Genomic DNA, 20,594 nt, shown 5'->3' on the forward strand with positions numbered 1-20,594 from the left:
GCTAGCTCTTTTCTTTTTTACATCGATAAATAACTAACGTTTTCGGATCGCGCCATATACCGTTATGAAATGATAAATCATTTTCTATTTCTTCTTTTAGCCATTCCTTCATTTCGGTGTGAAGGGACATATTATCAGGTATATTCAGCGACGGGAACATGCTAGAAATATAGTTAACGATTGGAGTGGCATGATGAAAAACAAGTGCATTATGAATAATTGTTTCTTCAACAGTTGAAAAAACAGAGTGTAATAGATCTTTACCATTTTCTAAACAAAATGGAGCTACTGACGGTGATGTTTTCGGTAAATCAAATGTGACTAACATTTTGTTACACATTTCATCTATACGAGGTAATGAAACTTTAGAATTTGTTGTAGCTAAAAGGGCGCCGCCAGGACGAATTATCTTATGGAATCCTTGAATAGTTTTTTCGACATCTTTCATGTGGTATAACATATGCCTTGCGATTAGCAGGTCATAACAATTAGCTTCGAAAGGAAGTTTACTAGCGTCACCGAGTTTCCATTCAATCATATTATTCGTTATAGCAGCTTCTGAAAGCATAGTTTCGGATTGATCAAAACCAGTTGGATGTCCTTTATGACCATTAGTTTGCAAAAGGGAAAGAAATTTTCCGTTAGCACACCCGACCTCTAATATTTTTTCTTCACCTTGGAGTTGTAAATGTTCAATGACGACTTCATCTACATTCACTTGTTTTTCTTCGTAATGTTTATGCGTATCGATACGTGTTTGTAAATGGTTACTTACGTTGTATTGGCGTTTTACATCATTCATTTTTTCACATTCCACCTTTATGCAAAATTGCTGAATCGCATGTGTTAATACATCTGTTTTATTTAAACCTTCGTAATGGAGTGCGTCTTCAAACCTTGTAAGTAATTTTTCTTCAATTCGAAAATGAATATCTTTTCGCTTCGCCACTGAAATTTCGCCCCTTTGCATCTGTTAGTGAGACTATAGCACGTCTGAAAAAAATCTGTAAATAAATTGTGTACACAAGTACAAGTATGAGAGGGATAAAAAATTGCTTGAATAATATTTTAAACTATTGACGATTTAACCGTTTTCATATATTCTTAAATTAAGTAATATTCAAATAATTCAAAAGAAATGAGAGAGTCACATGCTTCTTCAAGGAACACATCGAATTGGTCGTATGGCCATGCTGTTGGCACTTGCGGATGAGAATGAAAGTCCCGTATTATCTATTCCGAAAGGTTGGAAATATTGTACTGGGAAAGTTGGTTCTATGAATTCGCAAAAAGTAGTAGCAGCAATGGAAACAGCGGCTAAGAGCAACCGAGTTATTGAAACAGATGTTTACAGAGAAACACATGCACTTTATCATGCAATTATGGAAGCTTTGTACGGAGTGACGAGAGGTCAAATTCAGTTAGCAGACGTTCTTCGTACAGTAGGACTTCGCTTTGCGATTGTGCGCGGTACACCATACGACGGAAAAAAAGAAGGCGAATGGGTTGCTGTTGCACTTTATGGAACGATTGGTGCACCTGTAAAAGGATCTGAGCATGAGGCGATTGGTTTAGGAATTAATCACATATGATTTGCCCATAGTCTATTAGTTAGAAGGGGGCCTTATTTTTTAGGACAGAAGTCTGTCTTAAAAAGATAAGGTCCCCTTTTGCCTTTATAAGGAGGAAAAAGAATGATTACGTTAACAGGACACACATTGACAGTTGAAGAAATGAAGAGGTTGTTACTTGAAGGTGAAGGTGTAACTGCTTGCCCAACTAGTATGCAAAAAGTGGCAGAGTGCCGCGAAGTTGTCGAGAAAATTGTAGAGGACGGAAAAGTCGTTTACGGTATTACAACTGGATTTGGAAAGTTTAGTGATGTACTTATTCAAAAAGATGATGTAAAAGCACTTCAACACAACTTAATTCAGTCACATGCGTGCGGAATAGGCGATCCATTCCCTGAAGAAGTATCACGCGGTATGTTGATTTTACGAGCTAATACGATGTTAAAAGGAGTATCGGGTGTTAGACCACTTGTTGTAAACATGCTTCTTGAGTTTGTAAATCGTAAAATTCATCCAGTCGTTCCGCAACAAGGATCACTAGGAGCGAGCGGTGATTTAGCACCTTTATCTCATCTTGCTCTCGTTTTATTAGGTGAAGGTGAAGTGTTCTACAAAGGAAAACGAGTTCATGCGATGGTTGCTCTTACAGAAGAAGGACTTGAACCTATTGAACTTGAAGCAAAAGAAGGTCTTGCGTTAATCAATGGTACGCAGGCAATGACAGCGCAAGGGGTTCTTTCTTATATAGAAGCTGAAGCAAGTGCTTATCAATCAGAATTAATTGCATCGATGACAATGGAAGGATTACGCGGCATTATTGATGCATTCGATGAAAATGTTCATAAAGCGCGTGGTTATAAAGAGCAAGTCGAAGTGGCAAGCAGAATTCGTGATATTCTTCATGATAGTAAACTTGTGACAAAACAAGGAGAACTTCGTGTACAAGATGCATATTCACTTCGTTGTATCCCGCAAGTTCACGGTGCTTCTTGGCAAGTTTTAAATTATGTGAAAGAAAAATTAGAAATTGAAATGAATGCAGCAACAGATAATCCACTTATTTTTGATGGCGGTGAAAAAGTAATCTCTGGTGGTAATTTCCACGGACAACCAATTGCATTTGCAATGGACTTCTTAAAAGTAGGGATGGCGGAGCTTGCAAATATTTCAGAGCGCCGTATTGAACGCCTAGTAAATCCGCAATTAAATGACTTACCACCATTTTTAAGTCCAGAACCAGGACTTCAATCAGGTGCCATGATTATGCAATATGCAGCGGCTTCACTCGTTTCAGAAAATAAAACGTTAGCTCATCCAGCGAGTGTAGATTCAATTCCGTCTTCAGCTAACCAAGAAGATCACGTAAGTATGGGAACAATCGCTTCACGTCATGCGCATCAAATTATTCAAAATGCAAGACGCGTTCTTGCAATTGAGATGATCTGTGCGATGCAAGCAGCAGAATATCGCGGAATTGAAAACATGAGTACAGTTACAAAAACGTTCTATCATCAAGGTCGTCAGCAAGTGCCTTCTATTACAAATGACCGTATATTCTCAACGGATATTGAAAATATCGCGCATTGGTTAAAAACGAATTATTCAATAAAGGAAAGATTGGATGTAAATGCAGCACTATAAAACGAGAAAAGGGAGAGATTGAAATGGAAAAAGTACAACAAACAATTCGTGCGGCAAGAGGTACTGAGTTACAAACGAAAGGATGGGTTCAAGAAGCTGCACTTCGAATGTTAATGAACAATTTAGATCCTGAAGTAGCTGAAAAACCAGAAGAATTAGTTGTGTATGGCGGAATTGGCCGTGCAGCTCGTAATTGGGAAAGCTACCATGCAATTGTTGATTCATTAAAAACGTTAGAAAACGATGAAACGTTACTTGTTCAATCAGGAAAACCGGTAGCAATTTTTAAATCACATGAAGATGCGCCTCGCGTTCTTTTAGCGAACTCAAACTTAGTACCGAAGTGGGCGAACTGGGATCACTTCCGTGAACTAGAGAAAAAAGGTCTTATGATGTACGGACAAATGACAGCGGGTAGCTGGATTTACATTGGGACACAAGGGATTTTACAAGGAACATATGAAACATTTGGTGAAGCGGCACGTCAACATTTCGATGGTTCATTAAAAGGTACTGTAACGATTACTGCTGGTTTAGGTGGCATGGGTGGCGCACAACCGCTTGCTGTAACGATGAACGGCGGTGTTGTAATTGCTATTGATGTAGATAAGCGTAGTATCGATCGTCGTATTGAAAAGAGATATTGTGATAAGTATACAGAATCATTAGAAGAAGCATTGGCTATTGCAAACGAATATAAAGAGAAGAAAGAGCCTATTTCAATTGGATTATTAGGTAATGCAGCAGAAATTTTACCTGAGTTAGTAAACCGTAATATTATCCCTGACTTAGTTACGGATCAAACTTCTGCCCATGATCCATTAAACGGTTATATTCCAGTAGGTTACACAGTAGAAGAAGCAGCGAAGCTTCGTGAAGAAGATCCAGAACGTTACGTACAATTATCAAAAGAAAGTATGAAAAAACATGTAGAAGCAATGCTTGCAATGCAAGAAAAAGGCGCGATTACATTTGATTACGGAAATAACATTCGCCAAGTTGCTTTCGATGAAGGATTAAAAAATGCTTTCGATTTCCCGGGATTCGTTCCAGCATTTATCCGTCCATTATTCTGTGAAGGAAAAGGACCATTCCGCTGGGTAGCACTTTCTGGTGATCCAGAAGATATTTATAAAACAGACGAAGTTATTTTACGCGAGTTCGCGGATAATGAGCATTTATGTAATTGGATCCGTATGGCACGTCAGCAAGTTGAGTTCCAAGGTCTTCCATCACGTATTTGTTGGCTTGGTTATGGTGAGCGTGCGAAATTTGGCCGCATTATTAATGAAATGGTGGCTAATGGTGAATTATCAGCACCGATCGTTATTGGCCGTGACCATTTAGATTGTGGATCAGTAGCATCTCCAAACCGTGAAACAGAATCTATGAAAGATGGTAGTGATGCAGTAGCAGACTGGCCAATTTTAAATGCATTAATTAACAGTGTAAACGGTGCAAGCTGGGTATCTGTTCACCACGGTGGTGGCGTTGGTATGGGGTATTCACTTCACGCTGGAATGGTTATCGTTGCAGATGGAACAGAAGCAGCAGCAAAACGTATTGAACGCGTATTAACTTCTGACCCTGGTATGGGTGTTGTTCGTCACGTTGATGCTGGCTATGACTTAGCGGTTCAAACTGCGAAAGAAAAAGGCGTTAACATCCCAATGATGAAATAAGGAGGAAGAAACATGCTGGACACTTTACTAATAAATATCGGTCAATTACTAACAATGGATCAAGAAGATGGCTTGTTAAGACAGGAAGCGATGAATACGCTTCCTGTTATTGAAAACGGTGCGGTTGGAATTGAAAATGGTGTAATTACTTTCGTTGGAACAGCGGAAGAAGCTAAAGGATTACAAGCGAAAGAGGTTATTGATTGCGGCGGGAAAATGGTGTCTCCTGGTCTTGTTGATCCGCATACTCATCTTGTATTTGGTGGATCTCGTGAAAATGAAGTCGCGCTAAAACTACAAGGAGTTCCGTACTTGGAAATTTTAGAACAAGGCGGAGGTATTCTTTCAACTGTAAATGCAACGAAACAAGCGTCGAAAGAAGAACTTGTTCAAAAAGCTAAATTCCATTTAGACCGTATGCTATCTTTCGGAGTTACAACTGTAGAAGCGAAGAGTGGTTACGGATTGGATGATGAGACAGAATGGAAACAATTAGAGGCAACTGCACAATTACAAAAAGAGCATCCAATTGATTTAGTTTCAACATTTTTAGGTGCTCATGCAGTTCCGAAAGAGTATAAAGGAAGATCGAAAGAATTTTTACAATGGATGCTAGATCTATTACCAGAAATGAAAGAGAAGCAATTAGCTGAGTTCGTTGATATTTTCTGTGAAACAGGTGTGTTCTCTGTAGAAGAATCAAAAGAATTTTTATTAAAAGCGAAAGAGCTTGGCTTTGATGTGAAAATTCATGCAGATGAAATCGACCCTCTTGGTGGTGCGGAAGCAGCGGCTGAAATTGGTGCAGCATCAGCGGACCATTTAGTTGGCGCTTCTGATAAAGGAATTGAAATGCTTGCGAATTCTAATACAGTAGCAACTTTATTACCAGGAACAACTTTCTATTTAAATAAAGAAAGCTTCGCACGCGGCCGCAAAATGATTGATGAAGGTGTTGCAGTTGCCTTAGCTACAGACTTTAACCCAGGTAGCTGTCCAACTGAAAACATTCAGCTTATTATGAGCATTGCGATGCTGAAACTGAAAATGACACCAGAAGAAGTTTGGAATGCGGTAACAGTGAACTCATCTTATGCCATTAATCGAGGCGATGTAGCTGGGAAAATTAGAGTTGGTCGTAAGGCGGATTTAGTTTTATGGGATGCTTATAATTACGCTTACGTACCGTACCATTACGGCGTAAGTCATGTAAATACAGTATGGAAGAATGGGAATATCGCATATACAAGAGGTGAACAATCGTGGAGCACGGCCACTATTTAAAGAAAAATGCAAAGTTTATCGATCGGGAAGTGACGAAATGGAGCGAAATGATTAAAAATTGGGAGGAAGGTGTGGAAATATTCGGTGCTGCCTTAATTGGAGCGCCCCTTTCTAAACCATCTATTAGTCATTCAGGAGCATGTTTTGCACCAAAAACAATTCGTTCAATGTTGGATGCATATAGCACGTACGCAATTACAGAAGAACACGATATGAAAGAAAGTGTTCTTCATGATTGTGGTGATATTACGATGCATGTGACAGATATAAAAGAGAGTCATAACCGAATTGCGAAAACAGTTGGTCACTTGACGAAAGTAAATCCGAAAATGATACCAATCGTTCTTGGTGGTGACCACTCGATTAGTTTTCCGAGTATAACTGGTTTTGCAAATAGTAAAGGGAAGGTCGGTATTATTCAATTTGATGCCCATCATGATTTACGTAATTTAGATGATGGTGGTCCATCAAATGGTACACCGTTCCGTAGTTTGCTAGAAAATGATGTGATTACAGGAAAACAGCTCGTTCAAATTGGGATTCGTAATTTTTCAAATGCACGAGCGTACCATGAATATGCAAAAGAGCATGGCGTGACAGTGTATACAATGAAAGATGTAAGAGAGCGAAAAATAAAAGATCTTATTTCAGAAAGTATTGAAGTATTAAGAAAACAAGATGTGACTTCTATTTATATTTCTCTTGATATGGACGTACTAGACCAAGCGTTTGCGCCGGGCTGTCCAGCAATTGGCCCTGGTGGGATGGATAGTACAACTTTACTTGATGCAATTGAATTCCTTGGTAAAGAGCCACTCGTTCACGGGATGGATATAGTAGAAATTGATCCAACTCTTGATTTTAGGGATATGACGAGTAGAGTAGCTGCGCAAGTGATTATGAGTTTTATTTTAGCGCGAGAAACGATTAGTAAACAGGTTAGTATATAAGCGAAGGATCGTGTGTGAAGTTTTGAAGCAACCGTTTTTGTCATTATATAAAAATACATCGCTACTTATATGTAGTGATGTGTTTTTTTTGTTTTACAAGGTATATAAAATTGGAGAAAATGGGTGTAGAAATGTAACAAAATCGCGGGTTTTTTAGTGTTTCTGTACAGCTTGAATTTTTATGTGTAAATAAATTGACATAGAAAATAATTTTGTGATATTATAAAAATTTTGCTAAAAAAATAAATGTGTGTTAAGATTGAGAAGGTTACCATATATGGAGGTGGATTATTTGTTTCAAATTGGCGATAACATCGTTTATCCAATGCACGGAGCAGGTATAATTAAAGCCATAGAAGAAAAGGAAATCTCAGGAGAAAAAAGACAGTATTATGTTATAAAAATGTCGGCTAGTAATATGGAAGTAATGATTCCTATGGGGAAAATATTGAGTTCAAATATACGACCAGTTACAGATATAAAGGCATTAACAAACATAATAGATATTTTTCAGCATGGGGAATCAGATAGATTACTTACGTGGAAACAAAGGTATAAATTAAACACTGATAAAATAAAAACGGGTAAAATACAAGAAGGTGCTGAAGTTGTACGTGATTTATTACGTATGCAGAAAGAAAAAGCACTTAATGCAAGCGAAAAGAAAATGTTAGATAACGCACATGAATTTTTGATTAGTGAGCTGGGATTAATTGAAGGTATCACAGAAAATCAAATAAAAAGCTTTTGTTAAGATTCATTGTAGATAATGTATTACATCCCAAAAAAGATCTTGAATTTTTTGGGAATATAATTATAGAAAATCAATCATTTCAAAGACATTCAACTCTTTCAAACCACTTTTAGAGCATTAACCTCTTTTGTTATTACTACAATTTAATCCATTTTTATTTTTTAATTTCTTTTACGAATGTTCGAAGTTTAATTAAATAACTCGATAAAATAGTTACTTGATTTTTGCAATCCTGATTCACACTGGCACGGACGAGGAGCCGTAAGGATGAAAGAGAGGTAGGGCTTTCATTGTTTTAGGTATATAAGTTATTATTTTTAGAAGAATACTGAACCACTCCCACTTCTATTGTTAAGAGATTTTCCATATGTGAGGAGATAATAATTGTTTATTTTCTTTATTTAAAAGAGATAAACGAATTGTTAGCCTTATATGGTCAACTAAAAAAGGTTTCCTAAGTAGGAAACCTTTTTAATTTTATTTATTTCATTTCAGGATATTTTTGTTTTGTTAGTTATCGGGAAAAAGTAAACAAATGTTACTCCATTACGATAATAGGTTTAATCGTTTTTCCTGTTTTAGAATCTTCAAATGCTTGAGCAATTTCTTCAAAAGAATAGAATTGTACAAACTTATCGAATGGGAATAGTCCTTTTTGATAGAAATTAATTAATTTTGGAATGAATAGTTGCGGTACTGCATTACCTTCAACTACCCCTTTAATTGTAATAGCTTTTACGACAATTTCATTTGTTACGTTTAAAGTTAAATCCTTTTTACCAACAGCAACAGTTGCCATTGTACCTTTTACTCGTAAGCATTGAATGGATTGCAGTGTAACAGTATTTACGCCAGTTGTTTCAAATGAGTAACTAGCTCCACCGTTTGTAATTTCTTTAATTTTGGCAACTGGATCTTCGTTTAAGCTATTAATCGTGTGTGTAGCCCCTAATTCCTTCGCTAATTCTAAACGACTATCATGAATATCAATGGCAATGATTGTAGTACATCCAGCAATTTTAGCTGCCATTAAGCCACTAAGGCCAACAGCACCGGTTCCAAATACAACTAGGCTACTACCTGGTTTTGGCTGTAATGAATTTAGGATCGTACCGCTACCAGTCATAATTCCACAACCAAGTGGTCCTAACAAACGTATATCAACATCTTTTGGTACTTTTACAGTATTATTCTCATTAACAACGGCATGGTATGCGAATGAAGATTGGCCGAAGAATTGAGAAATGTCATTATTGTTAAGATAGTGTATAGGTGTTACGTGGCGTTTGTTTTTTCCAGAGAAGTTTAATTCAATCATATTTTCGCAAGCAGCAGCATTACCATCTAAGCAATTTTCACAATGACCACAGTAAGAAAATCCAAGTACAACATGGTCACCAGGTGTAACCGATGTTACATTACTTCCCACTTTTTCCACGATACCAGAACCTTCATGTCCTAAAACAACTGGTTTTGGTGTTGGCATTGTACCGTCTAAAACTGTTGCATCTGTATGACATATACCCGAAGCGATAATTTTTACTAATACTTCATCGTCTTTAATCTCGTCTAAGTATACTTCTTGCATATTAAAATCTTTTTCGGGTGTAGAAACGATAGCTTTTGTTTTCATTGTTATCCTTCTTTCTAAAAATTAAATAAGAAAAAATACTTTCAACTATCTAGGAGTCTTTTATTAGTTCCTAAAATTTCGTTGGTATAATTAAAAAACAAATGAATTATTGAAACCTCGTTAGTGTAAGTTTGAACATAGTACATTGGAAACAGGTTCTTTTTGGTTAGTAAATAGTTAAATAATTAATTACCGATATATTCTATAGTAATAAAACTAGAAAAAAAGAAAACATCCACTTAATAAGTATTTTCCTCATCCACTTACTGGGCATTAGAATAAACAGTAGATTCCTGAATTTCAGAATCCTTAAAGTTAAAAACGGTTAGTTTTATTATACGAATATTCCTACGTAAGAGCGTATAAATTGACGTTACTATCTAAAAGTAAGTATGATGCGATTATAGTTAGATTTTTTTAGGGGGAAGAAAAATGACAAGTTCAAATAATAAAGCGGCAAGTATTTATGAAGGAACAAATATAAACGCTTGGGGGTCTTTTGAAAATATTGAAGAAACGAAGTTATTTCATCCGATTCAAATTGGATCTTGGTCTCTTCGTAATCGCATAGCGATGGCACCGATGACGAGATGTTTTGCAAATAATGAGACTGGAGTCGTTGGTGCTGATGTAGTCGAATATTACCGAAAACGTGCTGCTGATGGGATTGGATTAATTATTACAGAAGGAATTGTCATTAGCCCGAGAGCAAAAGGGAATCCGGGAGTACCAGGTATTTATACACAAGCGCAAATTGATTCTTGGAAACCTGTTACAGAGGCAGTACATAAAGAAGGCGGAACGATTATTGCTCAAATATGGCATGTTGGACGTATGAGTCATCACGAAATAATTGGTGGTCAAATGCCGCAAGCACCGTCTGCTATTGCTGCGGAGGGTAATGTTCCGCGTTTTCGTAAACCGTTTGATACACCAGAAGCAATGACAATAGAAGAAATAAAAGAAGTTGTCGATCAATATGCACAGGCTGCAAAAAACGCAATCGAAGCTGGATTTGATGGTGTAGAAATTCACGGTGCACACGGATATTTAATTGACCAATTTACTTATGAATTTGCGAATAAGCGTACTGATAAATACGGCGGTGACTTAAAACAAAGGTTAACGTTTATGAAAGAAGTTGTTCAGGCTGTAATTGAAGCAGTTGGAGCTGATAAAACGCTTCTTCGCTTCTCTGCCTTTAAAGGTGATAATCCTACTTATATGTGGGAACATCCTGAACTTGCAATTGAAACGTTTGTAAATATGTTTAAAGAAGTTGGATTAACGATGATTCACCCTTCAACGATGAATTATACGCAAGTTATTGCTGACGGTAAGAATTTTCATCAATTAGTAAGAAAGTATTGGGATAGTACTATCGTAGGAGTAGGTAATTTGAATCCGAAAGAGGCAGAAGAAGCACTGCAAGAAGGAACAATTGATGTAGCGGCGTTCGGAAGACCATTAATCGCTAATCCAGATTTTGTTCAGCGAATTAAAAATGCTGAAAATTTGGTTGAATATGACGCGAAAGAGCATCTTGCTACATTAATTTGAATAAAGATAAAAGGAGAACACATCAGGTGTTCTCCTTTTATTATGGATTTTCATAGGAGGAAGCGGGATGAGTGAAACGCTACTCGTTATTATTAGTATATTGCTCTTATTGATGTTACTATTAATCATTTTTTTTATTATTACATTTTTTATTAAAAAACGGACGCATCATTCTATATTAAAGTTACATCCATACTTAGGAAGGATGCGTTATTTACTTGAAAAGATAGGACCGGAATTTAGGCAATATTGGTTTGATCATGATACGGATGGAAAGCCCTTTTCACGTTATGATTTTCAAAGTGTAATGTTTCTAGCAAAATACCGTTCAGAAATACTCGGTTTTGGATCAAAACGAGATTTTGATGCATCTGGATATTATATCGCTAATACATTATTTCCGAAATTAACAGATGAATTAAGTGTGAATGTAACGAAAGAACGTGAAGGGAAAAAGTATGTGATTCATAAAGAAGGGTTATTTTCACGAAGAGAAAAATTGACAGCGGATACAACGAATCTTTGGTTATATGAAGAAGATGATGCAATTATCGTCGGTGAAAACCGCAAATATCCGTGGAAACTGTATGGCATGTTTGGCGCATCAGCAACTTCTTACGGTGCGATTGGCGAAAATTATATTTTGGCAAGTGGATTTGGCGCGAAGATGGCTGGCGGTTCATGGATTAATACGGGGGAAGGTGGTGTAATACCGGAACATTTACATACGGGTGCAAATATCATTGCCCAAATTGGTCCGGGATTATTTGGATACCGTGACGAGGACGGGAATTTTTCGATGAAGGAATTTATGGAGAAGGCGAAAGAAAGTAATATTAAAGCGTTTGAATTGAAATTTGGGCAAGGAGCAAAAATACGTGGTGGTCATTTAGAAGGACAGAAGGTAAATGAGAAAATCGCTTCCGTTCGGAAAGTACGAGAAGGAGAAACGATTAATTCACCGAATCGATTTCCATTTTTAAAGAATGCAGTAGATACACTTTATTTTATTCAACGTTTGCAAGAAAACGGTGGTAAACCAGTTGGGATGAAGATTGTAATTGGACAGCAGGAACCGTTGGAAGATTTATTCAAAACGATGAAAGAGTTAAACATTTATCCAGATTTCATTACAATTGATGGTTCAGAAGGTGGATCAGGTGCTACGTATAAATCAATGGCAGATAGTATGGGAATACCGCTTATTCCAGCATTACTGACATGTATTGATACAGCGAATCATTACGGTGTTCGGGAAAAATTCAAAGTGTTTGCCTCAGGGAAATTAATTACACCAGATAAAGTGGCAATTGCTTTAGCCATTGGTGCAGATGCCGTAAATTCAGCACGCGGATTTATGATGGCAAGCGGTTGTATTATGGCACTGCAATGTAATTCAGGGCAATGCCCATCGGGGGTTGCAACTACGAATCCACACTACCAAAAAGCATTAGATCCGTATGAGAAAAAATGGCGAGTAATGAACTATGTTATTAGTATGAGATATAGTTTGTTCTCACTTGCGGCAGCAGCGGGAGTAAAGAGCCCGCGCCATTTAACGAGAGAGCATATTGTGTTTAAAGATGAGGTGGGGCGGGTAGTTCCTCTTTCAGAATTGTTTCCTACTAGTAAATAGAAGATAAGCTATGTTTAATAAATTAAAAGTCATACATTCGTATGGCTTTTTTCTTTTAAAATTCAACTAATAAACGAATGAAAATAAGGTGTGAAAAAACGCCATTTTGTTTTCTGAATATTTTTACTTTAATTTCTTTTAAAAACCTGGTAATCCACTGGGATAAAGGCGTTTATAAAGGTTTTCACATGTAGTGAAAAGGGCTTGTTCACTTGAAAGAACAAAAAATGTTTGTTAAGGTAGGGAACCATAAGCGAAAACAAGAAAATAGAAAAAGTCATTTTTCGAAATTTTGAATGGCTTATATAACTAAGGGAGAGATTTGGTGAAGATTGAGATTATGGTTTCGCTTGCTATTTATATGGCAGGTATGTTGTATATCGGTTATTGGTCTTATAAGAAGACATCCGATTTATCAGATTATATGTTAGGCGGAAGGGGACTCGGTCCAGCAGTTACAGCTTTATCAGCTGGTGCTTCTGACATGAGTGGTTGGATGCTAATGGGATTACCTGGTGCGATGTATGCAACAGGATTATCAAGTGTATGGATTGCGATAGGTTTATTAATAGGTGCTTATGCAAACTATTTAATTCTTGCCCCGCGTTTGCGAACGTATACAGAAATGGCAAATGATTCAATTACGATTCCAGATTTTTTAGAAAATCGGTTTAAAGATCGTACGAAAATACTTCGTTTTGTCTCCGCTATCGTCATTTTAGTGTTTTTCACATTTTATGCGTCAGCTGGTTTAGTTTCAGGTGGACGTTTGTTTGAGAATTCTTTCAATCTTGATTATAAAATTGGTTTATTTGTAACTGTCGGTGTCGTTGTTGCTTATACATTATTCGGTGGCTTTTTAGCAGTAAGTTGGACCGACTTTGTGCAAGGTTGTATTATGTTTATTGCTCTTGTGTTAGTGCCAATTGTAGCTTTTACAGATGTCGGTGGTGTAACAGAAACATTCAATACGATTAAGCAAGTTGATGCATCGCATTTAGATATGTTTAAAGGTACTACAATTCTTGGTATTATTTCATTTTTAGCATGGGGTCTTGGGTATTTTGGTCAACCGCATATTATTGTTCGCTTTATGGCAATTACCTCTGTTAAAGATTTAAAAACTTCTCGTAGAATCGGTATCGGTTGGATGACGATTTCAATTATAGGTGCAATGCTTACTGGTCTAATTGGTATTGCTTATTACGCTAAAAATAATGAGAAATTACAAGACCCAGAAATGGTCTTTGTAACATTCTCAAACATTTTATTCCATCCGTATATTACTGGATTTTTATTGTCAGCTATTTTGGCTTCGATTATGAGTAGTATTTCCTCGCAATTACTCGTTATTTCAAGTGCTGTAACGGAAGATTTCTATAAAACATTTTTCCGTCGTAACGCAAGTGATAAAGAACTTGTATTTATCGGTAGACTGTCAGTATTAGTAGTAGCTATGATCGCAGTTGTTTTAGCGTATCATCCAAGTGATACAATTTTAACACTTGTCGGTTATGCTTGGGCAGGATTTGGTTCAGCATTCGGACCCGCCATTTTATTAAGTTTATATTGGAAGAGAACGAACAAATGGGGCGTTCTTGCTGGTATGATTGTAGGTGCAGTAGTTGTTATTACTTGGGTACAAATTCCAAGTTTAAAAGCGACTATGTATGAAATGGTACCTGGATTCTTCTGTAGTTTATTAGCTGTTATAGTTGTAAGTTTATTAACGAAAGAACCAGTGAAAGCAATTCATCGTGAATTTAACGAGATGGAAGCAGTGTTGGAAGAGGAAACGAAATAATTAGCGAAGAGAGTAAATGCTAACTAGCATTTACTCTCTTTTGATTTAAAATGAAAATAAGTGCTTGTTGACAACTAAAAGTAAGTAACTTATAATAAATATTGAGTTCGAGATAATTTATTTCCGAATAAAGATTTTAGATGGAGTAAATATTTTTTTGGGATTATCTCGAATTCGAGATGAATTCAGTGATATAGAAGATAATGCGTAACTTCACAGCTTATATCTCGAATTAAAGATAAAATCATAACGATGGATTTTACTTTGCAGTATGGACAAAATGAATAATGAATTTTAATGTATAAAAGTTTTTAAAATGAAATAAAAAGGGGTGGAGAAAGTGGAAAAGAAAACGATGGGAATTCATCACATTACAGCAATCGTGGGTCACCCACAAGAAAATGTAGATTTTTATGCAGGTGTATTAGGATTGCGTTTAGTAAAACAAACAGTTAATTTTGATGATCCAGGTACGTATCATCTTTATTTTGGTAATGCAGGAGGAAAGCCTGGAACAATTATTACGTTTTTCCCATGGGCAGGTGCTCGTCAAGGTATTATTGGGGACGGTCAAGTAGGCATTACGTCTTATGTCGTACCAAAAGGTGCAATGGAGTTTTGGGAAAATAGATTAGAAAAATTCGGTGTGCTGTATACAAAGATGACTCGATTTGGCGAACAGTATTTAGAGTTTGATGATCCACATGGTTTGCATATAGAATTAGTTGAAAGAGAAGAGGGCGAATTAAATAATTGGACTTTTGGGGAAGTTACGCCAGAAGTAGCAATTAAAGGATTTGGCGGTGCTGTTCTTTTATCTGCACAACCTCAAAAAACTGCTGAATTGTTAGAGCATGTTATGGGTCTTGAGAAAGTAGGAGAAGAGGGAGAGTTTATGCGGTTCCGTTCTTCTGCTGATATTGGAAATATTATCGATTTGAGATTATCAACAATTGGACGTGGGCAAATGGGTGTTGGTACAGTTCATCATATTGCTTGGAGAGCGAGTGATGATACTGATCAATTAGACTGGAAAGAGCATGTGTCTCGCTTTGGATATGGTGTAACCCCTGTACAAGACCGAAACTATTTTAACGCAATTTATTTTAGAGAACACGGCGAAATCTTATTTGAAATTGCAACAGACCCTCCTGGTTTTGCCCATGACGAATCTTTAGAGACGATGGGTGAGGAGTTAAAATTACCGGATCGATATGAACAACATAGAAAACAAATTGAACAGACACTCTTACCATTTGAAGTGAGAAATCTAGATTAAAGTGATTGAAAGGGGAAAAGGAATATGATGAAACATGTTTTTCAAAAAGGAAAAGATACGTCAAAACCAGTGTTGTTATTGCTTCATGGTACAGGAGGAAATGAATTAGATTTATTACCGCTTGCAGAAAGAATTGATCGGGAAGCTTCTGTATTAAGTGTTCGTGGAAATGTATTAGAAAATGGGATGCCTCGTTTCTTCCGCCGATTAGCAGAAGGTATTTTTGATGAAGAGGATCTTGTTTTCCGTACGAAGGAATTAAATGAATTTTTAAATGAAGCAGCAAAAACATATGAATTTGATAGAGATAATATCGTAGCTGTTGGGTATTCAAATGGAGCAAATATTGCGGCGAGCTTATTATTCCATTACGAAAATGCATTAAAAGGTGCAGTCCTTCATCACCCAATGGTGCCTAGAAGAGGAATAGAATTACCTAATTTAGCAGAGAAATTCGTATTTATCGCTGCTGGAACAAATGATCCAATTTGTTCACCTTCTGAGTCAGAGGAATTGAAGATGCTATTAGAAAATGTAGATGCTAATGTAACAATGCATTGGGAGAATAGAGGACATCAATTAACGATGAATGAAGTAGAGAAGGCAACAGAATGGTATGAAAAAATATTTTCACATGCATAAATAGTAGACTAAATCGAGTGTAAAATCATAAAGATTTTATACTCGATTTTTTTGTTGCAATTTAAGGGGTTAAAAGGGAATAGGAAAGTTATGTTAAAATATAAAGAAAATGTAGAATAATGGAGGGGAACTATTAGATGTCAAACTACGAAAATGAAGAAATGCTAACGGGAGGGAATGTCTCAAACGTATATCGTTCGGAAGATACTGTTCGACGAGAATTAAAGCAAGGCAGTACCAAAATTCATAAGCTATTAAATCATTTGGAAAACAAAGGTTTTAGTTATGCACCAAAGTTTTTAGGTATTGATGATAAAGATAGAGAGATATTATCATTTATTGAAGGAGAAGCTGGTAATTACCCTTTAAAAGAGTACATGTGGTCTAATGAGGTTTTAAAAGAAATAGCGAAGATGCTCCGTCTTTATCATGATGCTGTGAGTGATTTCCCGTTATCAGATGATTGGAAACCGATGGATAATACTCCAAATACAATAGAGGTTGTATGCCACAATGATTTTGCAATATACAACATTATTTTTAATAACGAAAAACCAGTAGGTATTATTGATTTTGATGTTGCTGGTCCTGGACCCAGAATTTGGGACATAGCCTATACTCTTTACACTTGTGTCCCATTAAGTAGAGTTTATTATAAGGAAACAGGTGCGGCGGTTTATTATAATTCATTACAGCATGCAGACCGCATAAAACAAAGAGTTAAATTGTTTTTTGAGTCCTATAAAAGTGATGGCATCGCCGAGGATTATTTGGAGATGGTACTTCTACGATTAGAAGGATTATGTAAATACATGAAAAGAAAAGCACTAGAAGGCGATATGAACTTCCAAAAGATGATAGATGAAGGGCATCTTGAACATTATGAAAATGATATTCAGTTTATTCGTAAACATGGAAAAGAGTGGATTTAATAAAATAAATCGTATACAAAAATAAAGCTCAGAGTCATATAGGGACTTTGAGCTTTTTAACGTATTAGTGTAGATGTTTTCCACAATAACTCGACTACTTATAACAGATGTCTTTTACTATATTAATGTAGCATAGTTAAGAGTTTGTTACAGGCTGAGCTGTAGCAATCGGTAATTGGATATCGACAGTTGTTCCTATGTTTAATTCACTGGAAATGAATAATTTTCCGTGATGCTCTTGAATGATTTTATAGCACATCATTAAGCCGAGGCCAGTTCCTTTTTCTTTCAAGCTATAAAAAGGTTCGCCAAGACGAGCCATGCGCTCTTCAGGAATCCCACAACCTTCATCCATAATGCGTATTGAAACAAAATCATTTTCTAACGAAGTTGTTTGAATGAATATGTTACCACCATCAGGCATCGCCTCGATTGCATTTTTTAATATGTTAATCAAAACTTGTTTTAATTGATTACTATCACATTGAATGTCAGAAATATAATCGAAATGATCCATGATGATATGAACGCTATGCATAATTGCTGTTGGTAAAATAAAAGTTACAACTTCTTCAATTAATGTTTGTACGTTGCATGTATGAATAGATAACACTTGTGGTTTAGACATCGCCATAAATTGGCTTGTTATAGATTCCATTTGTGAAATTTCACTCAACATAACGTCCACATACCATTTATTTTCCTCATTTATTTCTGGATGTAATAACGTTAAAAATCCTTTTAATGAAGTGAGCGGGTTTCTAATTTCATGGGCAATTCCAGCTGTCAGTTGTCCGACTACTGCAAGTTTTTCGGATTTCCGTAATAACTTTTCAGTTTCTTTTAGTTCGGTAACGTCTCTTCCCATCACTATAAGACCTTTGCGTGAGCCATCAGGATGGAAGAGTGGAACTTTTGAAATGCTTAAAACTAGGTCGAAATCATTTCTATGTATAATAAATTCCTCTCCGTGAAGAATTTGTCCTTTTTGCCATGTTAGTTCATCGACTTCTTCACAATGCAAAAAAGATTCGCGGTATGCTTCGTTATATTGAATGAGTTCATTATCTCTTTTTCCATGATAAGGAACGTTATGAAAATTGAAACAAGAAAGCGCATAGTCATTCGCTTCAAGCCAGCGTCCTTCATGATCCTTAAAAATAACAAATGCAGGCATTGAATTCATTAATGTGCGTAATCGTTTCTCACTCTCTTGTAATACTTTCTCAATTCTTTCTGATTTTTCAAGGGGTTTCATAATGGCGTATACACCTGTTAAACGGTTTTTAACAAAAATAGGAACTAATTTTGTTACGACATCTAGTGAATATCCGTCTTTATGATAAATAGAGACGATATACTCTTTTTGATTGTCAGCTGCAGCATTTTTTATGTATTGTAGCACTTGATCAGAAATATGTGCTTCTAAAATAGAAGTGATTGTTTTCCGCTCTAATTCGTTAGAAGTATAACCTAATATTCTTTCCGCAGAGGGATTAATATGTAAAATAACTCCTTCTAAATTCAATGAAATAATACTATCAGGGTTATGTTCAAAAAGAGATGCATACATTTCTGCTAAAGAACGATTTTGTATATGGTTTCGCAAGCGCTCCGATACGTTTGGGTGACGCTTTTTTTGAGTAGATGAATGTTTTTTACGACTCATAATATTTCCTCCGTACAACTAGCATCTAAAAAAGATGAATCTAGTACTAACTATAATATAGGTGCAATGTGTATTTCTATAAAAAATGGAAATTATATAATAAATTTTCTTTTTTATTTTTAGTGGAAGGTAAAAAAGGGTAGTAATAAGAGAATCTTATATTGCTTTATTAATATTTTCTAAGTTACATGAATGTATTTTCGTTATAACATTAGAATAGAAGAGGGGGAAGGAATATGAAAAATTATATTCAAGGAATTGATCATGTACAAGTAGCGGCGCCAGTAGGATGTGAAGAAGAAGCGCGAGAATTTTATGGTAATAAAATTGGTATGGAGGAAATCCCAAAGCCAGAGGAATTAAAGAAGCGTGGTGGGTGTTGGTTTAAGTGTGGAAATCAAGAGATTCATATCGGAGTTGAGCAAAATTTTAATCCAGCTAAAAAAGCGCATCCAGCTTTTTATGTTTTGAAAATTAATGAATTTAAACAAGGGTTAATAAAGCAAGGTATTGAAGTAATAGATGATCATGCGCGACCAGATGTAATCAGATTTTACGTGTCAGATCCGTTTGGAAATCGAATTGAATTTATGGAAAATAAAAACTAGGTGAAGGTCCACCTAGTTTTTTACACTTTTCTAAACAATCCTAATACTTCAACAGTCTCCGTAATATTAACGAATGCATGAGGATCAATTTCCGAAATCGTTAGTTTCATACTTGCTAATTCTTCACGTGAAACGACTGTCATAAGTACACGTTTTTTTTCGTTTGAATAAGCACCTTCACCGTCAAGTAACGTAATTCCACGTACTACAGTTGAAAGAAGCTTTTTTTTCATTTCTTCTGCTTGATTTGTTACAATCATAAGTGTAACTTTACGATGTTTCGTATGAACGGCATCAATTACTTTACCAGTTACATAAATTGAAAGTAAGCTTGTAAGGGCAACATCCCAAGTGAAGAAAAATCCTGCAATGACAACAACAACAGTATTTAATGCAATAAGGAATCCACCAAGTTTAATATCTCGCTTACGAGATAACAACATACCGATAATATCAAATCCACCAGTTGAACCATGGCAGTTAAAGACAAGACCAATACCAGCTCCGGCGATGACACCGCCAAATACAGATGATAAAAGTGGATCTGTTGCTACGACTTTTGCTGGAACATAGTATAATGCAACAGATAATACAATTACAGAAACAACCGTGTTAAAAATTACTTTTTTTCCAAGACCTATGTATCCTAAAATAAGGATAGGTAAGTTCAATACAAAGTTAATAATACCTGTGTTTACAGGGGTTACAATCCCTAAAATAATAGCAATTCCGCCAATTCCACTACTTAAAATTTTATGGGGGATAAGGAAAAGATTAAAGGCAATTGCGATAATAATAGAACCAAAAATAACACCAAGAAATCTGACCATCTCTTTCCCGTCCTTCACTAAATAATCATATTATTTCAAGATTATATATGAAATTGAAAGTTTTTGGGGAAAACAGTTTATTTTGGAAAATTAGATTAATCTAAATAGTTCGAGTGTTT

Annotated in this window: 17 protein-coding genes; 13 read left to right on the top strand and 4 right to left on the bottom strand. The window is 36.0% G+C overall.

Annotated features, from left to right (window positions below):
• Position 1 precedes the first annotated feature (1 nt).
• Positions 2-970, bottom strand: a complete 969-nt coding sequence (locus tag AC0IXC_RS26310) for a class I SAM-dependent methyltransferase (RefSeq protein ID WP_471653565.1) — start codon at positions 968-970, stop codon at positions 2-4.
• A 181-nt stretch (positions 971-1,151) separates the two neighbouring features.
• Between AC0IXC_RS26310 and hutP the strand changes: the two genes are divergently transcribed.
• The 6 genes from hutP to AC0IXC_RS26340 all read left to right on the top strand — a co-directional run bounded on the left by hutP (position 1,152) and on the right by AC0IXC_RS26340 (position 7,882).
• Positions 1,152-1,592, top strand: a complete 441-nt coding sequence (gene hutP / locus AC0IXC_RS26315) for a hut operon transcriptional regulator HutP (RefSeq protein ID WP_000926519.1) — start codon at positions 1,152-1,154, stop codon at positions 1,590-1,592.
• A 102-nt stretch (positions 1,593-1,694) separates the two neighbouring features.
• The gene (gene hutH, locus AC0IXC_RS26320) at positions 1,695-3,212 is read left to right on the top strand and encodes a histidine ammonia-lyase (protein ID WP_002033511.1); all 1,518 of its coding nucleotides are present in this window, start codon (positions 1,695-1,697) and stop codon (positions 3,210-3,212) included.
• Positions 3,213-3,235: 23 nt separating this feature from the next.
• Entirely contained in the window at positions 3,236-4,894 is a 1,659-nt protein-coding gene (gene hutU, locus AC0IXC_RS26325) for a urocanate hydratase (RefSeq protein ID WP_002033512.1), read from the top strand.
• Positions 4,895-4,906: 12 nt separating this feature from the next.
• Positions 4,907-6,178 carry an imidazolonepropionase gene (gene hutI, locus AC0IXC_RS26330; protein ID WP_002190400.1) on the top strand — a complete coding sequence of 424 codons (1,272 nt, stop codon included), beginning with the start codon at positions 4,907-4,909 and terminating at the stop codon, positions 6,176-6,178.
• Positions 6,157-7,128: a formimidoylglutamase gene (gene hutG, locus AC0IXC_RS26335; RefSeq protein WP_471653566.1), complete on the top strand. Its 972-nt coding sequence runs from the start codon at positions 6,157-6,159 to the stop codon at positions 7,126-7,128. The genes hutI and hutG overlap by 22 nt, the downstream gene beginning before the upstream one ends.
• Before the next feature lie 292 nt (positions 7,129-7,420).
• Positions 7,421-7,882, top strand: coding sequence for a CarD family transcriptional regulator (locus tag AC0IXC_RS26340; RefSeq protein WP_170935206.1), 462 nt, complete (start codon positions 7,421-7,423; stop codon positions 7,880-7,882).
• Between the two features lie 538 nt (positions 7,883-8,420).
• On the opposite strand, the gene AC0IXC_RS26345 is transcribed toward AC0IXC_RS26340, so the two are convergent.
• Positions 8,421-9,515, bottom strand: a complete 1,095-nt coding sequence (locus AC0IXC_RS26345) for an NAD(P)-dependent alcohol dehydrogenase (RefSeq protein WP_471653567.1) — start codon at positions 9,513-9,515, stop codon at positions 8,421-8,423.
• 432 nt (positions 9,516-9,947) lie between these two features.
• Between AC0IXC_RS26345 and AC0IXC_RS26350 the strand changes: the two genes are divergently transcribed.
• The 6 genes from AC0IXC_RS26350 (at position 9,948) to AC0IXC_RS26375 (ending at position 17,368) form a co-directional block, all read left to right on the top strand.
• Positions 9,948-11,075: an alkene reductase gene (locus AC0IXC_RS26350; protein WP_471653568.1), complete on the top strand. Its 1,128-nt coding sequence runs from the start codon at positions 9,948-9,950 to the stop codon at positions 11,073-11,075.
• A 67-nt stretch (positions 11,076-11,142) separates the two neighbouring features.
• Positions 11,143-12,711 (top strand): FMN-binding glutamate synthase family protein, encoded by a 1,569-nt coding sequence (locus AC0IXC_RS26355; RefSeq protein WP_201064787.1) that lies wholly within the window; start codon positions 11,143-11,145, stop codon positions 12,709-12,711.
• A 325-nt stretch (positions 12,712-13,036) separates the two neighbouring features.
• Entirely contained in the window at positions 13,037-14,515 is a 1,479-nt protein-coding gene (gene putP / locus AC0IXC_RS26360; protein WP_002142737.1) for a sodium/proline symporter PutP, read from the top strand.
• Between the two features lie 340 nt (positions 14,516-14,855).
• Positions 14,856-15,794 (top strand): ring-cleaving dioxygenase, encoded by a 939-nt coding sequence (locus AC0IXC_RS26365; protein ID WP_088039959.1) that lies wholly within the window; start codon positions 14,856-14,858, stop codon positions 15,792-15,794.
• 27 nt (positions 15,795-15,821) lie between these two features.
• Positions 15,822-16,436 (top strand): alpha/beta hydrolase, encoded by a 615-nt coding sequence (locus AC0IXC_RS26370; RefSeq protein WP_002087830.1) that lies wholly within the window; start codon positions 15,822-15,824, stop codon positions 16,434-16,436.
• Between the two features lie 137 nt (positions 16,437-16,573).
• Positions 16,574-17,368: a phosphotransferase gene (locus AC0IXC_RS26375; protein WP_471653569.1), complete on the top strand. Its 795-nt coding sequence runs from the start codon at positions 16,574-16,576 to the stop codon at positions 17,366-17,368.
• Positions 17,369-17,504: 136 nt separating this feature from the next.
• Here the strand turns inward: AC0IXC_RS26375 and AC0IXC_RS26380 are convergent, their stop codons facing one another.
• The gene (locus AC0IXC_RS26380; RefSeq protein WP_471653570.1) at positions 17,505-19,037 is read right to left on the bottom strand and encodes a BA3702 family sensor histidine kinase; all 1,533 of its coding nucleotides are present in this window, start codon (positions 19,035-19,037) and stop codon (positions 17,505-17,507) included.
• Positions 19,038-19,273: 236 nt separating this feature from the next.
• Here AC0IXC_RS26380 and AC0IXC_RS26385 point away from each other — a divergent pair, with 236 nt between their 5' ends.
• Entirely contained in the window at positions 19,274-19,645 is a 372-nt protein-coding gene (locus tag AC0IXC_RS26385) for a VOC family protein (RefSeq protein ID WP_002087825.1), read from the top strand.
• Positions 19,646-19,665: 20 nt separating this feature from the next.
• Here the strand turns inward: AC0IXC_RS26385 and AC0IXC_RS26390 are convergent, their stop codons facing one another.
• Positions 19,666-20,475 (bottom strand): YitT family protein, encoded by an 810-nt coding sequence (locus AC0IXC_RS26390; RefSeq protein ID WP_471653571.1) that lies wholly within the window; start codon positions 20,473-20,475, stop codon positions 19,666-19,668.
• Positions 20,476-20,594: the final 119 nt, after the last annotated feature.

It is taken from the genome of Bacillus sp. AC266, from assembly GCF_979253805.1.

What these genes read in the sequence shown, in the direction of transcription:
- AC0IXC_RS26310 (WP_471653565.1), bottom strand. Translation starts at nt 970, where the DNA reads ATGCAAAGGGGCGAAATTTCAGTGGCGAAGCGAAAAGATATTCATTTT.
- hutP (WP_000926519.1), top strand. Translation starts at nt 1,152, where the DNA reads ATGCTTCTTCAAGGAACACATCGAATTGGTCGTATGGCCATGCTGTTG.
- hutH (WP_002033511.1), top strand. Translation starts at nt 1,695, where the DNA reads ATGATTACGTTAACAGGACACACATTGACAGTTGAAGAAATGAAGAGG.
- hutU (WP_002033512.1), top strand. Translation starts at nt 3,236, where the DNA reads ATGGAAAAAGTACAACAAACAATTCGTGCGGCAAGAGGTACTGAGTTA.
- hutI (WP_002190400.1), top strand. Translation starts at nt 4,907, where the DNA reads ATGCTGGACACTTTACTAATAAATATCGGTCAATTACTAACAATGGAT.
- AC0IXC_RS26345 (WP_471653567.1), bottom strand. Translation starts at nt 9,515, where the DNA reads ATGAAAACAAAAGCTATCGTTTCTACACCCGAAAAAGATTTTAATATG.
- AC0IXC_RS26350 (WP_471653568.1), top strand. Translation starts at nt 9,948, where the DNA reads ATGACAAGTTCAAATAATAAAGCGGCAAGTATTTATGAAGGAACAAAT.
- AC0IXC_RS26355 (WP_201064787.1), top strand. Translation starts at nt 11,143, where the DNA reads ATGAGTGAAACGCTACTCGTTATTATTAGTATATTGCTCTTATTGATG.
- AC0IXC_RS26370 (WP_002087830.1), top strand. Translation starts at nt 15,822, where the DNA reads ATGAAACATGTTTTTCAAAAAGGAAAAGATACGTCAAAACCAGTGTTG.
- AC0IXC_RS26375 (WP_471653569.1), top strand. Translation starts at nt 16,574, where the DNA reads ATGTCAAACTACGAAAATGAAGAAATGCTAACGGGAGGGAATGTCTCA.
- AC0IXC_RS26380 (WP_471653570.1), bottom strand. Translation starts at nt 19,037, where the DNA reads ATGAGTCGTAAAAAACATTCATCTACTCAAAAAAAGCGTCACCCAAAC.
- AC0IXC_RS26385 (WP_002087825.1), top strand. Translation starts at nt 19,274, where the DNA reads ATGAAAAATTATATTCAAGGAATTGATCATGTACAAGTAGCGGCGCCA.
- AC0IXC_RS26390 (WP_471653571.1), bottom strand. Translation starts at nt 20,475, where the DNA reads ATGGTCAGATTTCTTGGTGTTATTTTTGGTTCTATTATTATCGCAATT.